Source organism: Nocardia jejuensis NBRC 103114 (assembly GCF_001613145.1).
GTDB classification, from domain to species: domain Bacteria; phylum Actinomycetota; class Actinomycetes; order Mycobacteriales; family Mycobacteriaceae; genus Nocardia; species Nocardia jejuensis.
Window position 1 is genome coordinate 184566 of record NZ_BDBU01000012.1, and the last position, 18245, is coordinate 202810.

The window sequence follows — 18245 nt, forward strand, 5'->3', positions numbered from 1 at the left end:
CTCACCACGCCGGCTCCGCGACGGCGTCGCGCAGGTCGTTCGCTCGCCCCAGGATCTCCGTCATATGCAGCACCACCGCCTGATCGGCGGGCATGGCCTGCCTGCGGGCTGTGTCGGCCTTGGCGGCCTGCACCTTACTTTTCTCCATTTTCGCCGCGCGATATTCGCTACCGCGCCCGGCGACCGCGACCTTCGTCCCCACGTGTCGCACAGCCTGACCGGCGACGACCCCACCCGACATCGCGGTGCGTACGACGCGTGATGTGGGCAGATTCTTCTCTTCTGGCATCCTGATCCCCTCCCGCTATGGCAGATACTAGTGCTATGCGGATAGTGACGCAATCCACATTTGTGCCCTGAGCGGAGTGTGGCGGGTTGTGCATATGACCATTGCCATGCCACTCCAAATATCGGTATTATCCCAAGATAACTGCTATTTGTTATACCCCGGCGTCGACGAGGATGTGGAGACGGCAATGACCCGAAACCTGGACCCGACAGAGGGCCCGCTCACCACCCGCCCGACGGCGGCGGATCGCGCGCGGGAACTCTTGGATCCGGCGCGCTGTCGTGGACTCATCACCCATGCCGCGGGCTATCTGCAGACCGCCGGCATCGACATTCCCGCGACGCAGGGCTTCGGCCAGCAACTCATGCGCACCCGGTTCTACGCGGGCATCTACCAGTTGGGCCGCCCGCTGGGCATGCGAGTGGCCAGTGCGCTGCAGGCACCCGGACAGGATGAGGACCGCGCTCGCACGGCCCGATCGCTCCGCTTGCACACGGGGCAGACGGTGCTCGACATCGCTTGCGGTCCAGGCAATTTCACCGGAACATACGGTCAGGTCGTCGGTCCCGACGGGCTGGCGATCGGTCTCGACGCGTCGCACCCGATGCTCGCGCGCGCCGTCGCGGACAACCCGGGCCAGGCAGTGGCCTATCTCTCGGGCGACGCGGAGAACCTGCCGTTCCGCGATGAAGTCGCCGACGCGGTCAGCTGCCTGGCGGCGCTGTACCTGATCAACGAACCGTTCCGGGCCATCGAGGAAATGGCGCGCGTACTCAAGCCCGGCGGGCGGATCGTGCTGCTCACCAGCCTCGCGCCCGGCGGACGTCGCGACCGCCCGCACGTCGCGGTCATGGAAAAGCTCAGCACCGTGCACATGTTCGGCCGCGACGAGATCACCGATCTCCTGCGCGGGCTGGGCTTCACCGAGATCGAACAGGTGACCGCGGGCCTGGCACAGACCATCACCGCGACCAAGAGCTGATGCGCCCGCCACCCGACGGTGCCCACCCGAACAAGGACAACCCACAAATGAGTACCGATTCACCTACGCTCCAAACAACTTCAGCGCCCGAACCCGCGCCGGCGACGACCGCCCCCACCCGCCGCTCGGTATCCGTCTCGGTCTCGACGATGGCATGGGCCGGCGCCACGGCAGCCCTGGGGCTGACCGCGCTCACGCTCGCGGGCTTCCTCGTGTCCGCGCACAGCGAGATCTCCTCCCGCGACGCGGCCGCGGCCGACGACAAGCACGCGGAGCAGATCGCCACCGACTACGCGGTCGGCGCCGCGACGGTGAACTTCGCCGACTTCAACTCCTGGGTCGGCAAGCTCAAGGCCAATACGACTCCGGCACTGGCGAACAAGTTCGACACCACCGCACCGAAGTTGCAAGAGATCCTCACACCGCTGAAGTGGACCTCCACCGCCACGCCGATCACCGCGAAGGTGATCAGCGAATCGGATGGGCTGTACAAGGTGAACGTGTTCGTGAACGTCACGTCGAGCAACGCCCAGAACCCCGACGGCGCGCAGACCACCGTCACCTACAACGTCGCGATCGACCGTAATTCCGACTGGAAGATCACCGACGTCGGCGGGATGGACGGCGCACTGCCGCTCAAGTAGTACACATCCGGCCGGCCATAAGCGGCCGGCCGGATGATCGGCGCACCCGCACGGGCGCGCACCCACGATTCCCGCCGTCTCCGACCGGCCGGAGCGCCCGGCTCGAGCGTGTCCACACCGCATCGCCCGGCCCCGCCGATATTCGCAACGCGGTTCGCGCGGATTCAGCTGCCCGAGGTGGGCAATTCACCGCCGGACCGATCGGCGCACCTCTGCGCACTCAGCGAAGCGGCGCAACAGACGCCGCCAATTCCCATGGTCGCCAGCACCCTTACCGACTCTATCCATTCACCCACTCACCATTGCAATAGCACTACTATCTGAATAAACTGCTTATCCAAGGTGAGTCGATATTCCTATTGGCTTGCGTTGGTTGCTCACAAGGAGATTCTTCAATGTCGAAGGTCTACGACGGGCGGGATTACCTACCCGCCACCGCGCAATCCGAGTCGCCGGGGAGTCGGCTCGAGGTTCTGAGTCCGGTCGTGTGGGTCGGTGGAGCCATCGCCTGGGAGGTCGTGGAATGGGCCCGGGTCCGGACGCTGTCGCCGGGCTCCGCGCGGACGAGCAATTGACAGACATCGACAGGACCACACGACGTTCAGGAAGGCAGAACGACATGACCGAGACCACCCGCCACCCGCAATTCGAGGTCGCCGTGATCGGCGCCGGCCCCGGCGGGATCGCCGCTGGGGCGAAACTCCGTATGGCCGGGATCGACGACTTCGTGATCCTCGAGCGCGCCGATGACGTCGGCGGCAGCTGGCACGAGAACCATTACCCGGGCATCGCGGTGGACGTGCCGTCCACCACGTACCAGTACTCCTTCGAGCGGAACCCGAACTGGTCCCGCTTCTTCGCCCCCGGGCCCGAGGTGAAGAAGTACCACGCCGACGTGGCGCGCAAGTACGGCCTCTACGAGCGGACCCGCTTCGACTCCACTGTGGAGCGCGAGACGTGGGATGACGACAACGCTTGGTGGACACTGCATCTCAACGACGGTTCCACCGTCACCGCGCGCTTCGTGATCAGCGCCATCGGGTCGTTCGTGCGCCCCAAGGAGGACGTCGGCATCGCGGGCGCCAAGTCGTTCCGGGGCAAGGTCCAGCGACCGACCTCCTGGGACGAGGACTACGACATGGCCGGAAAGACGGTCGGCATCATCGGCACCGGAGCCAGTGCGGTGCAGATCATTCCGGCCATCGCCCCCGAGGTCGGCGCCCTCACGGTCTTCCAGCGCACACCCGTCTGGTCGGTGCCGAAGCCGGACTTCGTCGTGCCCAAGGCATTGAAGGTGGTGCTGGGGATCCCCGGGGTTTCGGCATCGATCAACGGCGCGGCGTTCGTGGCGGTCGACGTGCTGCTGCGATTCGTCAGCAAAACCCCGATCGCGACGTTCCGCCCGATCGCCGACAAATTCGACGCCTGGATGATCGCCGGCTACGCCCGATACGTGCGATGGGTGGTCAAGGATCCGGCCACCGCCACCAAGCTGAGTCCCAACTTCGGCGTGCTCGCCAAGCGACCGACCATGTCCACCGGGTACCTGTCGGCCTACAACCGCGACAACGTCACGCTGATCACCGACCCGATCGAGAAGATCACCCCGACCGGGGTCAAGACCCGCGACGGCGTGCTCCACAAGTTCGACGTGCTGATCCTGGCCACCGGGTACGAGGTGTTCTCCGATCCGGAGACCTACCGACCCGGAACCGTGGTGGGCCGCAACGGATTCGACCTCGCCGAGTTCTACAACAGCGAGGGACTGCAGGCCTACCAGAGTGTCTCGGTGCCCGGTCTGCCGAACCGCTGGACGCTCGTGGGCCCGTACTCGTGGAGCGGCACCAGCTGGCACGCCTTCGTCGAGACGACCTCCGACCACGCCGTGCGAGCGATCACCGAGACCCGCCGACGGAGCGCGGCCATCTGCGAGGTCCGCAAGGACGTCGCCGACGCCTATCACCGCGAGGTGCACAAGCGGGCCGAGGGCGTGCGCTACTACCTCACCGAGCTCAACGGGCACGTGCCCACCTACTACCGAAATTCCCAGGGCGACAGCACCTATATCCGCCCCGCGAGCTACTTCGAAGCCCGCAGACAGACCCGCGAATTCCCGCTCGACGACTACCGCTACGAGCCCGCGCCGGCCACGGGGTCCGGGCACACCGAAACGGCCGCCGGCGATTCCACTCCCGCCGCAGCCGCCCGATAGCACCCACGAAACCCAGACCTTCTCACCGCCGGGCCACCCCGCGTCGAGTGAGATCGAGAACGGAGCACACCTTGAGTTCGAACACCGTGGACAACACCGCACCCGAGTCGCTACCCGAATTCGACGCCGTGATCATCGGCGCCGGAGTGGGCGGCATCGCGGCAGGCTGCCAGTTGCGTCGCGCCGGGATCGACAATTTCGTGATCCTCGACCGCCGAGCCGACTTCAGCGGCACCTGGATCGCCAACACGTATCCCGGTGTCGCCCTGGATGTCCCGTCCACCTCCTACGAATTCACCTTCGCGCCGAACCAGTGGACGCGGGTCTTCGCCGAGGGCTCCGAGGTACGCGAGTACTGCCAGCGCGTCGCGCGTGAGCACGGCCTCTACGAGCGGGCACGCTTCGGTGTGAACGTGCGGCGTGAGGTCTGGGACGACGACAACGGCTATTGGAACGTCCATCTCGCGGACGGCTCGGTCCTGACCACACGGTACGTGCTGTGCGCGACCGGATTCTTCCTCGAACCCCGGTCGAACGCGGGCATTCCCGGTGTGGACGAGTTCGCCGGAAAGCTCATGATCTCCGCGGGCTGGGATCACGACTACGACTACGCGGGCAAGCGCGTCGCGGTCATCGGCACCGGTGCCAGCTCGATGCAGATCGTGCCGTCGATCGCCTCGAAGGTCGGCCATCTCGATGTGTACCAGCGCACCGCGACCTGGTGTTTCCCCAAGCCGGACTTCGCTTTCGGTCGGATCGGGCGGCGGCTCATGCGCTCCCAGCGGTTCCACACCTTCGCCTATATGGCGAACTGGTACGTCTACCAGGCGATTGTCGTGGGGGCCGAGAAGGTGCCCCCACGCGTCTCGCTGGCGCTGCTGCAGGGGCTGGAAGGTGCTCTGCGCGCGGCCTATCGTCTCTACCTGCGGGCCCTGGTCAACGACCCCGATGCGCGCCGTGCCCTGGTGCCCAGGCACGGCCTCATGGCCAATATGCCTACCTTCGGCCGTGGCTTCCTGCAGTCGTTCAGTCGCAAGAACGGGAATCTGGTGACCACGCCGATCGAACGCTTCACCGCGAACGGCATCCGCACCACCGACGGCGTCGAGCACGGGTACGACATGATCGTCCTGGCCACCGGCTTCACCCCCGCCTCGGAACCCGAGTCGTTCCCGACCGGCGCGGTGCTGGGCCGCGACGGCTTCGACCTCGGAGAGTTCTACCGCGCCAACGGGATGCAGGCCTATGCGGGAGTGACCATTCCCAAGATGCCCAACCGCTGGTTCCTCTACGGCCCTTACGGCTGGAACGGGGTGACCTGGGTGAGCATGATGGAGAATTCCGCGCTACACGTGGCCAAGGTCATCGCCGCGGCCAAGGCGGGCGAGACCGAGGTCGTCGAGGTCACGCCGCAGGCGCACGAGTCCTGGCACCGCACCATGACGAGCAGCCCGTTCACCGCGGTCGCGCAGGAATACCTGGTCGAGATTCAGCGCAAGCGGCACAACGTGCACAGCTACTTCTCCAACAGCCGTGGCGAAGCACCGATCCTGCGCCCCTCGGCCGGATTCCGCGATTCGCTGTGGAATCACAGCGAAAGTTTCGATCCCGCCGCGGATTACACATTCCGCGCGGCCGTTCCCAAGCAGAACCGCGAAAGCACCGACGCCGCGTGACAATCCGGTCCACGCGGGCCCGCGCTCGGGATCAGGACGCGCTCACCGATTCCCCGAGCCGGCGCAACCAGAACTCGACAGTCGCGATGAGGATGGTGGTACTGCGCTCGCTCGGGGTCAATTCGGTGACGTGACCCACGGCGAGTCCGACCGCCGTCCCGAGCACGCCGTAGACCGCGTCCTCGAGCACCTCCTGGCTGTGGGCGGTGCCCTCGGGCAGATGTTCGACCAGCAGGACCCGCCCGGTTTCGACGAAACGCTCACAGGCCGCGACCGCCGCCGCACGCTGCTCCGGATCCCGGACCACACTGATGCCGTACTCCGCGGCCAGGATCAACGCCGCGTCCTCCGACATGAGCTGGGTATCCCACCAGTGGGCGATCGCGGCGAGCCGCTCCTCGACCGAACCGTCGGTGGACGCGATGGCCGTGGCCAGGCGGGAGAGTTTCTTGCTGCCCCACCCGCGCAGCACCTCGAGGCAGAGGTCTTCCTTGGCATCGAAGTTGCTGTAAACCGCGCCGATCGTGCGACCGGCCTCGGCCGCGATCGCCGCCAGGGAGGTCGCGTGGTAGCCGTTGGCGTAGAACAGCCGCTCGGCGGCCTCGATGAGCTCTTCCCGCGTCAGCGCCTGACTTTCCGCGCGGGTCAGCACTTTACGAGCGGCCACGGTTCCTCCGTTGTCGAATACTCCCGAGCGAATGCGGAGCGTACCGGCATCGCTTTTTCCAGGTACCGACATTATCCAGATTTAGGCAAATGACCAAAGTGGCGGGCCGATGATCGGGCAGACTCTACACATTCGCGCGTTCCGCGAGCACTCGCCCGATCTCGGTGACCGGTGGTTCGCCGTAGAGCCACTCGCGCGCGATGCGATGCCAGTTGCCGGTCACCACGAGTTGCCCGAGCACACCGAAGGTCATGAAATCCGCGCGGCGCGAGAACACGTGCTCGGGCGGCAGCATCTGATGGCGCATGGCACTGAACTCGCTCGCCCGCGGATCGATGGCCGATACCAGTGCGCCGGTGGCCAATTCGGAGGTGATGGTGACCTCCTCGTCGGCCAGGTTCCACGCCGACGCGGCCCAGATGTACTCCAGGCATTCGGTGGGCGCCACCTCGACCGCGGGGTCGATGATGCCGCGCGCGCTCAACAGCGCGTGCAGATCCTCCGCACGCCGTTCGCTCGCGGCCCGGGCGACCTGACGCTCGAACTCGATATCGGCGGCATCCATTCGGTTGTAGAGGCCGAAGTCGATGAACCCGACTCGCCCGTCGGCGGTCAGGAGAATATTGCCGGGATGCGGGTCGCCACAGAACTCGCCGCGTTCGAACAGCGATCCGAGATAGAAGCGGTAGATCAGCTCACCGATGCGGTCGCGCTCGGCATCGGGAAGAGTTCTCATGTGCGAGAACGGTTTCGAGTCCAGGTACTCCGTGACCAGGATCCGGTCCCGGCACAGTTCGAGCACGCTGTCGGGGATCACGATGAACGGATGCCCGCGATACTGCGCGGCGACCTGATGCTGGATCCGCGCCTCGCGCCGGTAATCGAGTTCGGATTCGAGGTTCTTGCGCACCTCCTCGATCACCCCTCCCCCGCTCAGGGCCGGCCACATCGACGTCCACAGCTTCGCGAACAACGCCAGGTTGCGCAGGTCGGACTTGATGGCCTTCTCGACCCCGGGGTACTGCACCTTCACCGCGACCCGGCGACCGTCCCGCAAGACGGCGCGATACACCTGTCCGATCGAGGCCGCGGCGATCGGCTCCTCGTCGAACGCCCGGAATACCGTTGACAGCGAACCGTATTCGGCCTCCAGCTCGTCGCGCATGGCCGAGAAGGGCAGCACCGGAACCTGATCCTGCAGCACCGCGAGCTTGGTGCGAAAGCGCTCGCGATGCGACTCGGGAACCAGCTCGAGATCGAGCACCGAGAGCATCTGGCCCAGCTTCATGGCCGCACCCTTCATCGCGCCGAGCACATCCACGAGCTGCTCGGCCGCATCGAGGGTGGAACGCTGTGCCAGCACCTCCCGGGCCCGTTCGGATCGCCCGATCATCGAGAGCCGGGCCGTCGCACCCCGGGCGGCCTGCCCGGCCGCCAGCATGCCGAGTTTGCGCCCCCGCGCGACTCGGCCCTTCGGAATGCGCTCGGCCATCGTGCTCTCCCCTGTCGTTCCGCTACCCGGTAGCCGAGTCCGGCGATGCCGACACCGCGGCCAGCCTGCGCCACGCGGCCCGCCGCCGTTCGGTGGTCGCGACCTGCTCGAAGGCTACGGTATCGGACAGCTGCCCGGTGGCCACGAGCGCACGAATCGCGTTGTCGGAGAAGTAACCCAGCACGTCGAGCAGTTCCGCGCCCGCGCCGCCCTCGACGATCAGCGCACAGATCCGTGAAAGCTCCTGCTCGCCACGGGATTCGAACAGCGCATTGCTCATCGGGCCCGCGAACTCCGCGGCGATGCGGCCCAGCAGTGACAGCAGCGCCACCAGTGTCTCTCCGCCGGCGGTCACCGCGGCCTCGATCAGCCGGGTCTGCCGTTCGAGTCCGGCCACCCGCAGGATCTTGTTCAGGATCTCGGTGCGCGTCACCATCGCCCCGGTGAGCACGATCGCCGCGTCGTCCTGCACGTGGCGTTCGAACTCCCGGATGAGCTCGTCGGTGGCGTACTCGACGAATCGCGCGGCGGTCAGGTAGTCACGGCGGCGCAGCAACTCGTCCGCCGCCGGAACCAACAGGGTGAAGGGCAGTTTCGGCGCGAAGAACGGAATCACTCGCGGGTCGACGTACGGCGCGGCATCGGCCAGATAGGCCGGTGTGAGCCGGGTGATCAAGCTCGCGGCTCGATGCTGGTGGTCCATACCGATGGCGCCCCCGGCCCGCCCGGCGACCTCAGGCGGGACCGCCTTGACCGCCACGGTCGCCGCCAGCGCGTCGGGAACCAGCGGCGCGAGCTTGCTGACCCGCGCGAACACCGGGGCCATCGAGTCGAACAGCGCCGCGGACAGGGCCGTGCGCAGCTCGTCCAGCCCCGGTGCGCCGAGCCGCTCGAGGTCGCGCAACTGTCCGGGTTCGACATCGAGCAGCTGCGCCAGCATCGTGATCTGCGCGCGGGTTACCAAATCGGCCATGTCAGCTCACTTTCCGAACAGGATCGAGCGGGCGGGAATCCGCACGAAGCGCGGCAGCACCTTCAGGGCTTCGTCGATCGAGGCGTCGAGACTGCGGCGCTGGGCGGCCTGTGCCCGGCGCAGCAGGCCCAGCAGCCGCTCCGATTCCTCCGGCGTCAGGGCTTGCACCACATCCCCGGACCGGCCCAGCGCGGCGCGCAAGGCCGCTCGATGGTCTGTCATCGCGACACATCCCCCTTCTTGTCGTCGGCCCTGTCAGCGGGCCTGTCGAATGGCTCTACCGCACAGCGGTTTTCGATGAAGGCGTGCGCGTCACGCCGGCGTCTTCTGCGACCATGCGGTCGATTCGGCGGCCTCGGCACGGGCGAACACACCGCGCATGTAGACGCCGATCTCCGCGATCGCGTCGCGGGCATCGGGCAGCACGTCGGCGGCGACCTGGAACACGTGCACCGCGTCCTCCCAGATCTGCAGCTCGAGCGGAACCCCGGCCTCGGCGTAGCGCCGGGCCAGCAATTCGGTGTCGGCCAGCAGCACCTCACCGGAGCCGACCTGAATCAAAGCCGTTGGCATACCGGTGAAGTCGTGGTTGACGGGGGACCAGCGCGGATCGAGCCACCCGTCCCTGGCGATGCCCCACCGGGTCGGCATGGCGAACACGGCCCCGCGCAGGATTGCCTCGGTCCGGTCGTTGGGGTGCTGCCGTTTGCCGGTGGCGTCGTAGTCGGCCCAGGGCGCGATCGCCACGATCGCGGACGGCATCGGCAGGCCGCGGTCCCGCGCGGCCAGCGCGAGCGAGAACGCCAGCCCGCCACCGGCGGAGTCACCGGCGACGATGATGCGCTCGGCGGGGACACCCTGCGCGAGCAGGTACCGGTACGCGGTGACGCAATCCTCGACGGTCTCGGTGACGTGAGCCTTCGGGATCTGGCGGTAATCCACGTTGAGCAGCGGCACCCCGGCCGTCGCGGCGATGCGGGCGACCAACCTTCGATGGGTGTTGAGCCCGCACGCCACCAGGCCGCCGCCGTGCAGATAGAGAATCGCGGCCGGTTCCCGCATCGCGTCCAGATCCTCGATACCGCGCGGCGCCACCCATTCGGCCCGGAAATTCTCGAACCGCACCGGCGTGAGCCGGGTGCCGCGCGGCGGGCGCAGCGGCGCGACGACCGGGTCGAAGCGGTTCGTCACGAAGAGCATCTGCGCGGGGGTGAGCCAGCCGCGTTCGTCGACCCGGACACTCAGATCGAAGAATCGGCGCAGCGTGGCATGGGACAGCGCGTGTACGGCCCGCTGCCGGCGGCTCGCGCGACGCGGCAGCTGGGCCATGACCGTCGTTCCGGGTACGGCGACCGCGTCGTTGCTGATCATCCGAAGCTCCTCACATCTCATCCAGTATCAGAATACTGTTGCTATTCACATAGTAGTATTATCCCAATATGGAGCGCCGTCAACAGAGCGGCAACGAAGCGGTGAGCTGCGAGTCGCACTCGTACAGGGAGGTCGAAAGATCGTGGCTGGTCGAAAAGTAATGACGCGAGCCGAAAGCCAGGCCCAGACCCGGGAAGATCTGCTCGACGCCGCCGAGCGACTGTTCTTCGCGCAGGGTTGTCACGCCACGTCGATCACGACCATCGCCGCCGAGGCTGGGCGCACCATCGGTGCGCTGTACAGCAACTTCGAGAACAAGGAGGCGCTGTGCCTGGAGGTGATCCAGCGCGCGCTCGCGAGGGAACTCGCGAAGCTCACGCCCGCGCTCATGGCGGCGCCGGAGGGCGATCGGGAGCGACTGGAGGTGCTGTCGAACTGGTGGGCCCGCTCCTCCACCAATACCGAACTACTGACCCTCGGCGCCGAGTACCTGACCACGATCTTCCGCCACGGCCAGCAGCACGAGACCACGGCACCCGTGCTCCGACGAGTCATCGCCTCGGGGCGAATCCTGTTGGAGGAGTTCGTTCCGCGGGACATTCCGCTGTCCGGGACGCGGGTGGAAGCGGCCGTGCGCGCGATCGTGGCCACCGGCGCGGGGCTGTCCATCGGCAGCGCGTCGGGCATCATCACCGCGGAGGAGTCGGCACGGCTGCTGAGTGACACCATCACGCTGTGGATCGAGGGGCTTCGCGCGTCCATCCCGCACAGCGAGAATCCCGTCCGCTGATCGTGAGCCCTCCCGGGAGCTGACTCGAGTCGGTGTCGAACGAACTCGAGCCGACCGGACTCGTACCGGCCGGGTGCCGACGGCTCCACAGACGGGATCGCCGACCCCATGGAGTCGGCGATCACGGTCATGCTGTGCCGCTCACCAGCGAGCCCTCACACAGAAGCGAGCGAGCGGTCCCCCGCCTCACCCGACACCATGCTGCGCGCGTACCGATAGTGATCGAGCGGGAAATGCTTGTTGCCCCACCACATTTCCAGGTGCGTGCTGGGGCGGATCGCCGCCGCGTCACCCTGGTAGTTCACGTAGTAGGTATTGGAGCCCTCACACGCCTCCGACAGCCACAGCGTCTTCTCCGCGCGCTGCCGATACTTGTCGTAGTACGCGTCGTGCGCGTCCTGCTTGATCTCGATCCGGGTCGCACCGCGACGACGAGACTCGGCGATCGCCCGGGCGGCGTGGCGGCTCGTGCATTCGATCATCGCGAGGTAACTGCCCGCGGCGAACCCGTAAGGACCGGTGATCATGAAGAAGTTCGGGAAGCCCGGAACCGAAACACCTTGGTACGCCTGGAATTTGTGCTCGTCCCAGAACCCGTTGAGATCCGTGCCGCCCACGCCGCGGGTCGGGAACGGCGGGGTCGTGCCCTTGCCCATGACCTTGAACCCGGTGGCGCACACCAGCACGTCGATCTCGTGCTCGGTGCCGTCCTCGGTCATCACGCCGTTCTCGGTGATCTTCGCGATCGGCGAGGTCACCAACCGCACATGCGGCTGAGTGAAGGTCTTCAGGTAGCGGTTGGACACCGAGGGACGCTTGCAACCCGGCGCGTAATGCGGGGTCAGCTGTTCGGCGAGTTCGGGTTCCCCGCGCAGCCACGCCCGGTACCCGGCCGCGCCGCCGCGCTCGAGCGCCTGTGCCAGGAAGGGAATTCGGTCGTGGAACACCCCGATCCCGGTGAGGCCGAAGTCGATGCCGACGGTGACCGCGGCACGGACCGCGCGCCGCAGCGGCGACACGTTCAGCAGCACCGAGCGAACCGCGGGCGGAATCGGGAAGTCCGGCTTGGGCGCGACCCAGATCGGTGTGCGCTGAAAGACCGTCAACTGCTGGGCGACGTCGGCCATTTCCGGGATCAGTTGCAGCGCGGTGGCTCCGGTGCCGATGACCGCGATCCGCTTGCCCGCGTAGTCGAAGTCGTGATCCCAGCGCGAGGTGTGCACGACCTTTCCGCCGTAGCTGTCGAAGCCGGGGATATCGGGCAGCGAGGGCACCTCGAGCGCACCGATCGCGCCGATCGCGTACCGCGCCACCAGGGTTTCGCCATCGGCCAGTTCCGCGCGCCAGACATTGTGCTGCTCATCCCAGTTCGTCGCGACGATCGCGGTGTTCAGGCGGATGCGCGAGCGCAGGTCGAACGAATCGACCACCTGTTCGGCGTACTGCTGCACCTCCGCACCGGGCGCGAACATGCGCGTCCACTTCTTGGGCGGTTCATAGGAGAAGCTGTAGTAGATCGACGGAATGTCCACGGCCACACCGGGATAGGTGTTGGCCCACCAGGTGCCGCCGATGCCGGCGTTCTTGTCGATGATCAGGAAGTCTTCGATGCCGGCCTTGCGCAACTGGACGGCGGCGCCGATACCGCCGAAACCGGCTCCGACGATGATCACCTCGTGGTCGATGTGAACGCTCATGCGCTGACCTTGCCTTTCGAGAGCCGATCGAGCAGCGGTTTGCCGATGGCGAGTAGTTGATCGGCCCGTTCGAACGACAACACCGAGGGAACGACGCGGGCCAGCGTCGGCGAGAGCCTGATCAGCCCGTAGATGAACCAGGCCTCCGGATTGACGGGCACGACCGCCCAGTTGTGGCGCACCGAGCGTTCGATCACCCGGGCCACCTTGTCCGGCCCGGCGAGCGCGAAGGTCGACTGCACCGCGTCGATCTGCGCGCGCCACGACTCGCGCTCCTGCTCGCTCAGTCCGTTGCGCTCCCCGTGCGCGAGCAGGTTGGTCCGGATGGCCCCGGGGCAGATCGCGGTGACACCGATGCCGTGGCCCCGCAACTCCACGCGCAGGGACTGCGTGGCCATCAGCACCGCGGCTTTGGCGACGCCGTACGCGGGCTCGAGACCCGAGGGCATGAAGGCCGCGCCCGAGGAGATGTTCACGATATGCCCGCGGACCCCGGCGTCGATCATCTGGCGAGCGAACACCCGGGAGCCGTAGATCACGCTCATCAGGTCGATATCGACCACCCGCTGCCACTGCGCCACCGTGGTCTCGACGAATCCGCCCAGATCCATGATTCCGGCATTGTTGATCAGCACGTCCGCGCTGCCGAACTCGGTGCCGACCCAGCGCGCGAATTCTTCCCACTCGCGTTCGCCGCGCACATCGAGGCGATACGAGATCGCCTCTCCCCCGGCAGCTTTGATCTGCTCGACGGTGCCCGCCGCTGCCACTTCGTCGATGTCGGCGACGACGACACGATGGTCCTTGCCCGCGAAGAGTTTCGCGGTCTCGCGGCCGATGCCCGCACCCGCGCCGGTGATGATGACGGTTTTCATCGTGCGCCTCCCAGAGCCTTGCCGGTGATCTCGATCGCCTTGTCCACCAAGGGCATTCGCACGACCCCACTGAGCCCGCGCACGGTGGCGGGCGAGAGCCTGCTGGTGTACCACAGCAGCCACGCCTCGGTGCCGACGGGAACGGTCGAAAGGTTCCATCGCACGGCGCGTTCGATGGCCGCCGCGACGCGTTCCGGGGACCGGAGCATCCAGCGCTGTTCTGCCGCCAGGCTGTCCGCCCACGCACTGCTGCCCGAGTCGTCGAAACCGCCTCGGGTTCCGTTGGCCGCCAAGTTGGTTCGGATGACTCCCGGGCAGATGACGCTCACCCCGATCTTCTGCCCGCCGAATTCGGCGCGCAGCGCCTGCGAGGCGAACCAGACGCCGGCCTTCGCGGTCACATACGAGGGCGCGACACCGGTGGGCAGGAACGCCCCCGCCGAGGCCACATTGACGATGTGCCCGCGTTTTCCGGCATCGGCCATGCGCTGCACGAAGATTCGCGAGCCGAAGATCGGGCTCATCATGTTGACCTGGATCATCCGCCGCCAGTCGTCGCCGGACTGCTCCAGGAAGCCGCCGCCGATCAGGATGCCCGCATTGTTCACCAGCACGTCCGGGACGCCGAACTCACCGCACACCCAGGCCGCGAAATGCTCCCAGTCCTCCGGGTCCGCCACGTCCAGACGGCGGAACACGGCATTGCCACCCGCCGCGCGGATCATCTCGACGGTCTCGTTGCCGGTCGTGTCGTTGATATCGGACACGATCACCGTGGACCCGCGGCGGGCGAACCGCCGTGCGGTCGCCCGCCCGATTCCACTTCCCGCGCCGGTCACCACTGTCACGCTCACACGAACCCCCCGGCACGAGTGCTGGCTCTGTACGGATCGGCCATCGTCGACTCCCTTGTCGCTTCGTCGAGGCTGTTTTCTTCAGATAGTAGCGTTATGCGAATATTGCTGCAATCCTAAGCCTCGGGGTATCTGAAAATCGACATGCTTCGCTGGAGGACTTATGACGACGCGCGATGAAACGGCAGCGGCGAGAGTGACCTGCCCGGCAGTGGGAGACGCACGATGACCGGGGCGGAGACGACCGCGGACAACACCGTCCGGATCGAATTGGTCAACCGGGCGAGCGTGCGGATGCGGGTCGCGCATTCGGTCGCGAAGGCGACGATCCGCCCGTTCGTGGAGTGGTATTTCGGAGTGGCCGACAGCGATGGCCCGCTGCGCGGAGCCCGCGCGTTCAGGGTGGCGAACTTCGCCGATCTCCTTGCCGCGCCACTGATTCCACCGCGCGGAACGCTGCGCCGATCGGTCACGTTCGATCGCTTCCGTGCCGAGTGGCTGTGGCACCGGGAGGATCCGGGCCCCGATGCGGTCGGCCACGGCGCGATTCTGTACTTCCACGGCGGGGCTTTCGTCGCAGGCGGGCTCAACAGCCATCGGCGTCTCGCCGCGCGCATCGCCCGCGCGAGTGGGGTCGCACTGCTGAATGTGGACTACACCCAGCTGCCCAAGGGCCACCTGCTCGACAGCATCGACGACGCGGTAGCGGCGTACGAGCATCTGCTGGCACGGGGGTTCGCCCCGCAACGGATCGTGTTCGCCGGTGACTCCGCCGGTGGCGGACTCGCTTTCGCGGCCGCACTGACCGTTCGCGATCGGGGCCTCGGGACTCCGGCCGCGATCGCCGCCATCGCGCCCTACGCCGACTTCGACTCCGCCACGCGCAGTGCGCATCCCAACAACGAGAGCGACGCCGTGCTCACCGCACACGGCCTGTCCGTGCCACCGGCCCTCGGCTTCGCCCGCGACGGCGGACTCGATCCGCGATGGTCGCCGGTGAACCAGGACTTCACCGGTATGCCCCCGGCCCTGATCCAGGTCGGAAACACCGAGGTGCTGCTGGCGGACACCGAGCTGCTCGCCGATCGCCACCTGGCGGCGAATGTGCCTCTCACCGTGCAGATCTGGGACAACGCCATCCACGTGTTCCAGGCCGGCGCCGACCTGCTGCCCGAAGCCCGCACCGCGATCGCCGAGATCGGCGCCTTCGTTCGGCGCACGCTCGACGGCGACAGCCAGAACCCGGACATCTATCCGACCGTTCTCGAACACGTGCACTCATGACACCCACTCGGGTCCTGCGGGGCGGGCATGCTCGGGGTCTGTGCGCGCGCCGCGCACGATCCGCGGGTCCACGCGGTGGACGGCGCTGATCGACCCACCCGATGACGAGCGCCTCGGGCGCCTGCTGTTCGACTCGCGCGACGGATTCGGTTGCGGCCGTGCTGTTTCGGCTCGTGCGGCGCCTCATCGGCCGCGCGAGAGTCGATTCGACAGGGCGCGTTCGAGCTGGCTGGGGCGCCGGGCGCATACGATGTGCTCGATGACCGAACCAGCCAAGCGTGGACCCGGCAGGCCCCGCAACGAACAGCACACCGAGCGACGCCGGCGCGAACTGATCGAGGCCGCCTACCGGGTGTTCACCACCAAGGGCTACGCCGCCGCCACGGCCGCGGACATCACCGCCGAGCTGGGCGTGGGATACGGCACGTTCTACCGGTACTTCGACAGCAAGCGCGCGGTCCTGGACGACGTCGTGGACTTCGGACTCGACCGGCTGATCACCCAGATCGCAGGCGATGCGTTCGATCCCTCGTCCTTCGAACGGGAAATCACCCTCGACGAGCTGGTCGAGGTCTGGACCGACGCGGTCGAGCGCATGTGTCACATCGCCGAATCGGAGCCCTCGCTGATGCAGGCGCTGCTGTTCGAGCTGCCCGGAATCGACGACGAACTCAACACCCGCATCCTGGGCCTGGGCGGCATCCTGTCCGCGACCGTCGGCCGATTCCTCTCTCGCGCCGCCGACGCGGGTGTGCTGCGCGATGACGTGAACACCGAGGACGCGGGGTGGATGCTGCTGGCCCTGACCATCCCGCCGGTGATGAGAACGTTGCAGGGCCGGGGACACGAGGATCGGCGGCGCTACGTCGAGACGGCGACCGCTGTGCTCACGCGGGGATTGCGCGGGTCCGAAACGCATAATTAGCGGACGCTTGCGTCTGTTAATCTCGGACAGCTGTCGAGGAGGCTGGTCCGATGTCGAAGAAGATCCCGACTTCCCGCGCGCAGCGCGGCGCCCAACTGGGCAAACTCGTTGCCGGACAGGTCGTTCGCGGAACCGGAGTGACGCTCGCGATGGTCCGCGACACCGAAGAGCAGCGCCATGCCCGCACCGAGAGGGCTCTGCTGAACGCGGCCGAGGACATCGTCAACGTGCTCGGCACCATGAAGGGCCTGGCCATGAAGGCCGGGCAACTGCTGTCGATGTTCGACCTGCTGAGCGCGTTCGGCAGCGACGCCATACCCACCCGCCAGCGCGAGCGTTTCCAGCAGACCCTGGCCACCCTCTTCGACCAGAGCACGCACATCCCGTTCGCGCAGATGCGCACGGTCATCGAGACCGATTTCGCGCGCCCGCTCGGCGAGGTCTTCGCCGAATTCGACGAGCAGCCGATCGGGTCCGCCTCGATCGGGCAGGTGTACCGCGCCCGGCTCACGGACGGCCGCGCGGTCGCGGTCAAGGTCCAGTACCCCGGTATCGATGTCGCCATCCGCGCGGATCTCAAGAACCTCGGCCTGGTGATCCGGATGCTGCGCGGCGTCGCACCCGCGATCTCCGATCATGCCCTGCTGCGCGAGTTGACCTCTCATCTGGCCGAGGAGACCGACTACCGCATCGAAGCCGAGCACCACCGGGCCATCGCCGATATCTTCCGGGACCACCCGTTCATTCGCGTTCCCGAAATCGAGACTCCGATGTGCACGGCGCGGGTGCTGGTCACTGAACTCGCCGAGGGCGTGTCCTTCTCGGAGATCGCCGCACTGCCCGCGGTCGAGCGCGACCGGGCCGGGGAGATCCTGGTGCGCTTCTACATGGGCTCGATGGTGCGCGAACGGCGTTTCACCGGCGATCCCCACCCTGGCAATATCCTGCTCGCACCCGACGGGAAGCTCGTGTTCCTGGACTTCGGCCTGGTCAAACAGATGGACGAGACCGCGGTGACCTTCGAACTCGACTGCGCCCGTGCGGGAGCGGAATACCGTGGCGAGGACCTGCGCGCACTGATGGTCGATTACGGTGTGCTGAAACAGGATTCACCCTTCGGCGCGTCCGAGTGCCTGCGAATGCTGCACGAGGTGTCCGGCTGGCTGCTCACCGACGCCGAGATCCGCGTCAGCGAGGACGCCGGCGCGAACGCCCTGCTGGCCTTCCTCGATCCGCGCCGCGGCTACTTCGAGTACTGGCGCGAGGAACACGCCCCGGCCGAGCACGCGCTCGCCCGCCGGGTCGAGTGGGGGACGCTCGCGCTGCTGGGCCGGCTCCGCGCAAGCGGGAACTGGCACCGCGTCGGCCGGGAATGGTTCTACGGCGAGCCTCCGCGCACGGAACTCGGTGTACTCGAACATGAGTGGCTCGCGGCGCGACCGGATGTCACGCACGTGCCTGAGTAGGCGGCCGCCCCCGTCCGCCGACCCGGACCGGACTCCGGCGCGATGCGG

The 18245-nt window shown here is 67.1% G+C and carries 18 protein-coding genes; 9 read left to right on the forward strand and 9 right to left on the reverse strand.

Features of this window, described 5'->3' with window-relative positions; all coding sequences use genetic code 11:
- Position 1: 1 nt before the first annotated feature.
- Entirely contained in the window at positions 2-289 is a 288-nt protein-coding gene (locus NJ1_RS09730) for a hypothetical protein (protein ID WP_157573868.1), read from the reverse strand.
- A 94-nt stretch (positions 290-383) separates the two neighbouring features.
- Here NJ1_RS09730 and NJ1_RS09735 point away from each other — a divergent pair, with 94 nt between their 5' ends.
- The 5 genes from NJ1_RS09735 (at position 384) to NJ1_RS09755 (ending at position 5803) form a co-directional block, all read left to right on the forward strand.
- The gene (locus NJ1_RS09735; RefSeq protein WP_245717304.1) at positions 384-1271 is read left to right on the forward strand and encodes a class I SAM-dependent methyltransferase; all 888 of its coding nucleotides are present in this window, start codon (positions 384-386) and stop codon (positions 1269-1271) included.
- A gap of 149 nt (positions 1272-1420) precedes the next feature.
- Positions 1421-1915: a hypothetical protein gene (locus NJ1_RS09740; RefSeq protein ID WP_157573869.1), complete on the forward strand. Its 495-nt coding sequence runs from the start codon at positions 1421-1423 to the stop codon at positions 1913-1915.
- Positions 1916-2310: 395 nt separating this feature from the next.
- Entirely contained in the window at positions 2311-2490 is a 180-nt protein-coding gene (locus tag NJ1_RS09745) for a hypothetical protein (RefSeq protein ID WP_067690603.1), read from the forward strand.
- A 44-nt stretch (positions 2491-2534) separates the two neighbouring features.
- On the forward strand, positions 2535-4127 hold the full coding sequence (locus NJ1_RS09750) for a flavin-containing monooxygenase (RefSeq protein WP_067690606.1): 1593 nt from the start codon (positions 2535-2537) through the stop codon (positions 4125-4127).
- Between the two features lie 71 nt (positions 4128-4198).
- The gene (locus NJ1_RS09755; protein WP_169813117.1) at positions 4199-5803 is read left to right on the forward strand and encodes a flavin-containing monooxygenase; all 1605 of its coding nucleotides are present in this window, start codon (positions 4199-4201) and stop codon (positions 5801-5803) included.
- A gap of 31 nt (positions 5804-5834) precedes the next feature.
- On the opposite strand, the gene NJ1_RS09760 is transcribed toward NJ1_RS09755, so the two are convergent.
- The 5 genes from NJ1_RS09760 to NJ1_RS09780 form a co-directional block, all read right to left on the reverse strand.
- Entirely contained in the window at positions 5835-6470 is a 636-nt protein-coding gene (locus NJ1_RS09760) for a TetR/AcrR family transcriptional regulator (protein ID WP_067690612.1), read from the reverse strand.
- 124 nt (positions 6471-6594) lie between these two features.
- Positions 6595-7962 (reverse strand): ABC1 kinase family protein, encoded by a 1368-nt coding sequence (locus tag NJ1_RS09765; protein WP_067690615.1) that lies wholly within the window; start codon positions 7960-7962, stop codon positions 6595-6597.
- A gap of 22 nt (positions 7963-7984) precedes the next feature.
- Positions 7985-8935 carry a hypothetical protein gene (locus NJ1_RS09770; RefSeq protein ID WP_067690618.1) on the reverse strand — a complete coding sequence of 317 codons (951 nt, stop codon included), beginning with the start codon at positions 8933-8935 and terminating at the stop codon, positions 7985-7987.
- A 6-nt stretch (positions 8936-8941) separates the two neighbouring features.
- Complete coding sequence (locus NJ1_RS09775) at positions 8942-9157, reverse strand: hypothetical protein (protein WP_157573870.1); 216 nt, start codon at positions 9155-9157, stop codon at positions 8942-8944.
- Between the two features lie 90 nt (positions 9158-9247).
- Entirely contained in the window at positions 9248-10306 is a 1059-nt protein-coding gene (locus NJ1_RS09780) for an alpha/beta hydrolase (protein ID WP_067690626.1), read from the reverse strand.
- Between the two features lie 160 nt (positions 10307-10466).
- Here NJ1_RS09780 and NJ1_RS09785 point away from each other — a divergent pair, with 160 nt between their 5' ends.
- The gene (locus NJ1_RS09785) at positions 10467-11096 is read left to right on the forward strand and encodes a TetR/AcrR family transcriptional regulator (protein ID WP_067690629.1); all 630 of its coding nucleotides are present in this window, start codon (positions 10467-10469) and stop codon (positions 11094-11096) included.
- Positions 11097-11251: 155 nt separating this feature from the next.
- Here the strand turns inward: NJ1_RS09785 and NJ1_RS09790 are convergent, their stop codons facing one another.
- Genes NJ1_RS09790 through NJ1_RS09800 form a run of 3 tightly spaced genes read right to left on the reverse strand, consistent with a single transcriptional unit; the run spans position 11252 to position 14522 of the window.
- Positions 11252-12793 (reverse strand): flavin-containing monooxygenase, encoded by a 1542-nt coding sequence (locus NJ1_RS09790; protein ID WP_067690632.1) that lies wholly within the window; start codon positions 12791-12793, stop codon positions 11252-11254.
- Entirely contained in the window at positions 12790-13668 is an 879-nt protein-coding gene (locus tag NJ1_RS09795) for an SDR family NAD(P)-dependent oxidoreductase (RefSeq protein WP_067690636.1), read from the reverse strand. The genes NJ1_RS09790 and NJ1_RS09795 overlap by 4 nt, the downstream gene beginning before the upstream one ends.
- Complete coding sequence (locus NJ1_RS09800) at positions 13665-14522, reverse strand: SDR family NAD(P)-dependent oxidoreductase (protein ID WP_067690640.1); 858 nt, start codon at positions 14520-14522, stop codon at positions 13665-13667. The genes NJ1_RS09795 and NJ1_RS09800 overlap by 4 nt, the downstream gene beginning before the upstream one ends.
- A gap of 225 nt (positions 14523-14747) precedes the next feature.
- Here NJ1_RS09800 and NJ1_RS09805 point away from each other — a divergent pair, with 225 nt between their 5' ends.
- The 3 genes from NJ1_RS09805 (at position 14748) to NJ1_RS09815 (ending at position 18197) form a co-directional block, all read left to right on the forward strand.
- Positions 14748-15806: an alpha/beta hydrolase gene (locus NJ1_RS09805; RefSeq protein ID WP_067690643.1), complete on the forward strand. Its 1059-nt coding sequence runs from the start codon at positions 14748-14750 to the stop codon at positions 15804-15806.
- Positions 15807-16065: 259 nt separating this feature from the next.
- A complete protein-coding gene (locus tag NJ1_RS09810; RefSeq protein ID WP_067690646.1) occupies positions 16066-16731 on the forward strand; it encodes a TetR/AcrR family transcriptional regulator in 666 nt (221 codons plus the stop codon).
- A 50-nt stretch (positions 16732-16781) separates the two neighbouring features.
- Entirely contained in the window at positions 16782-18197 is a 1416-nt protein-coding gene (locus NJ1_RS09815; protein ID WP_067690649.1) for an ABC1 kinase family protein, read from the forward strand.
- Positions 18198-18245: the final 48 nt, after the last annotated feature.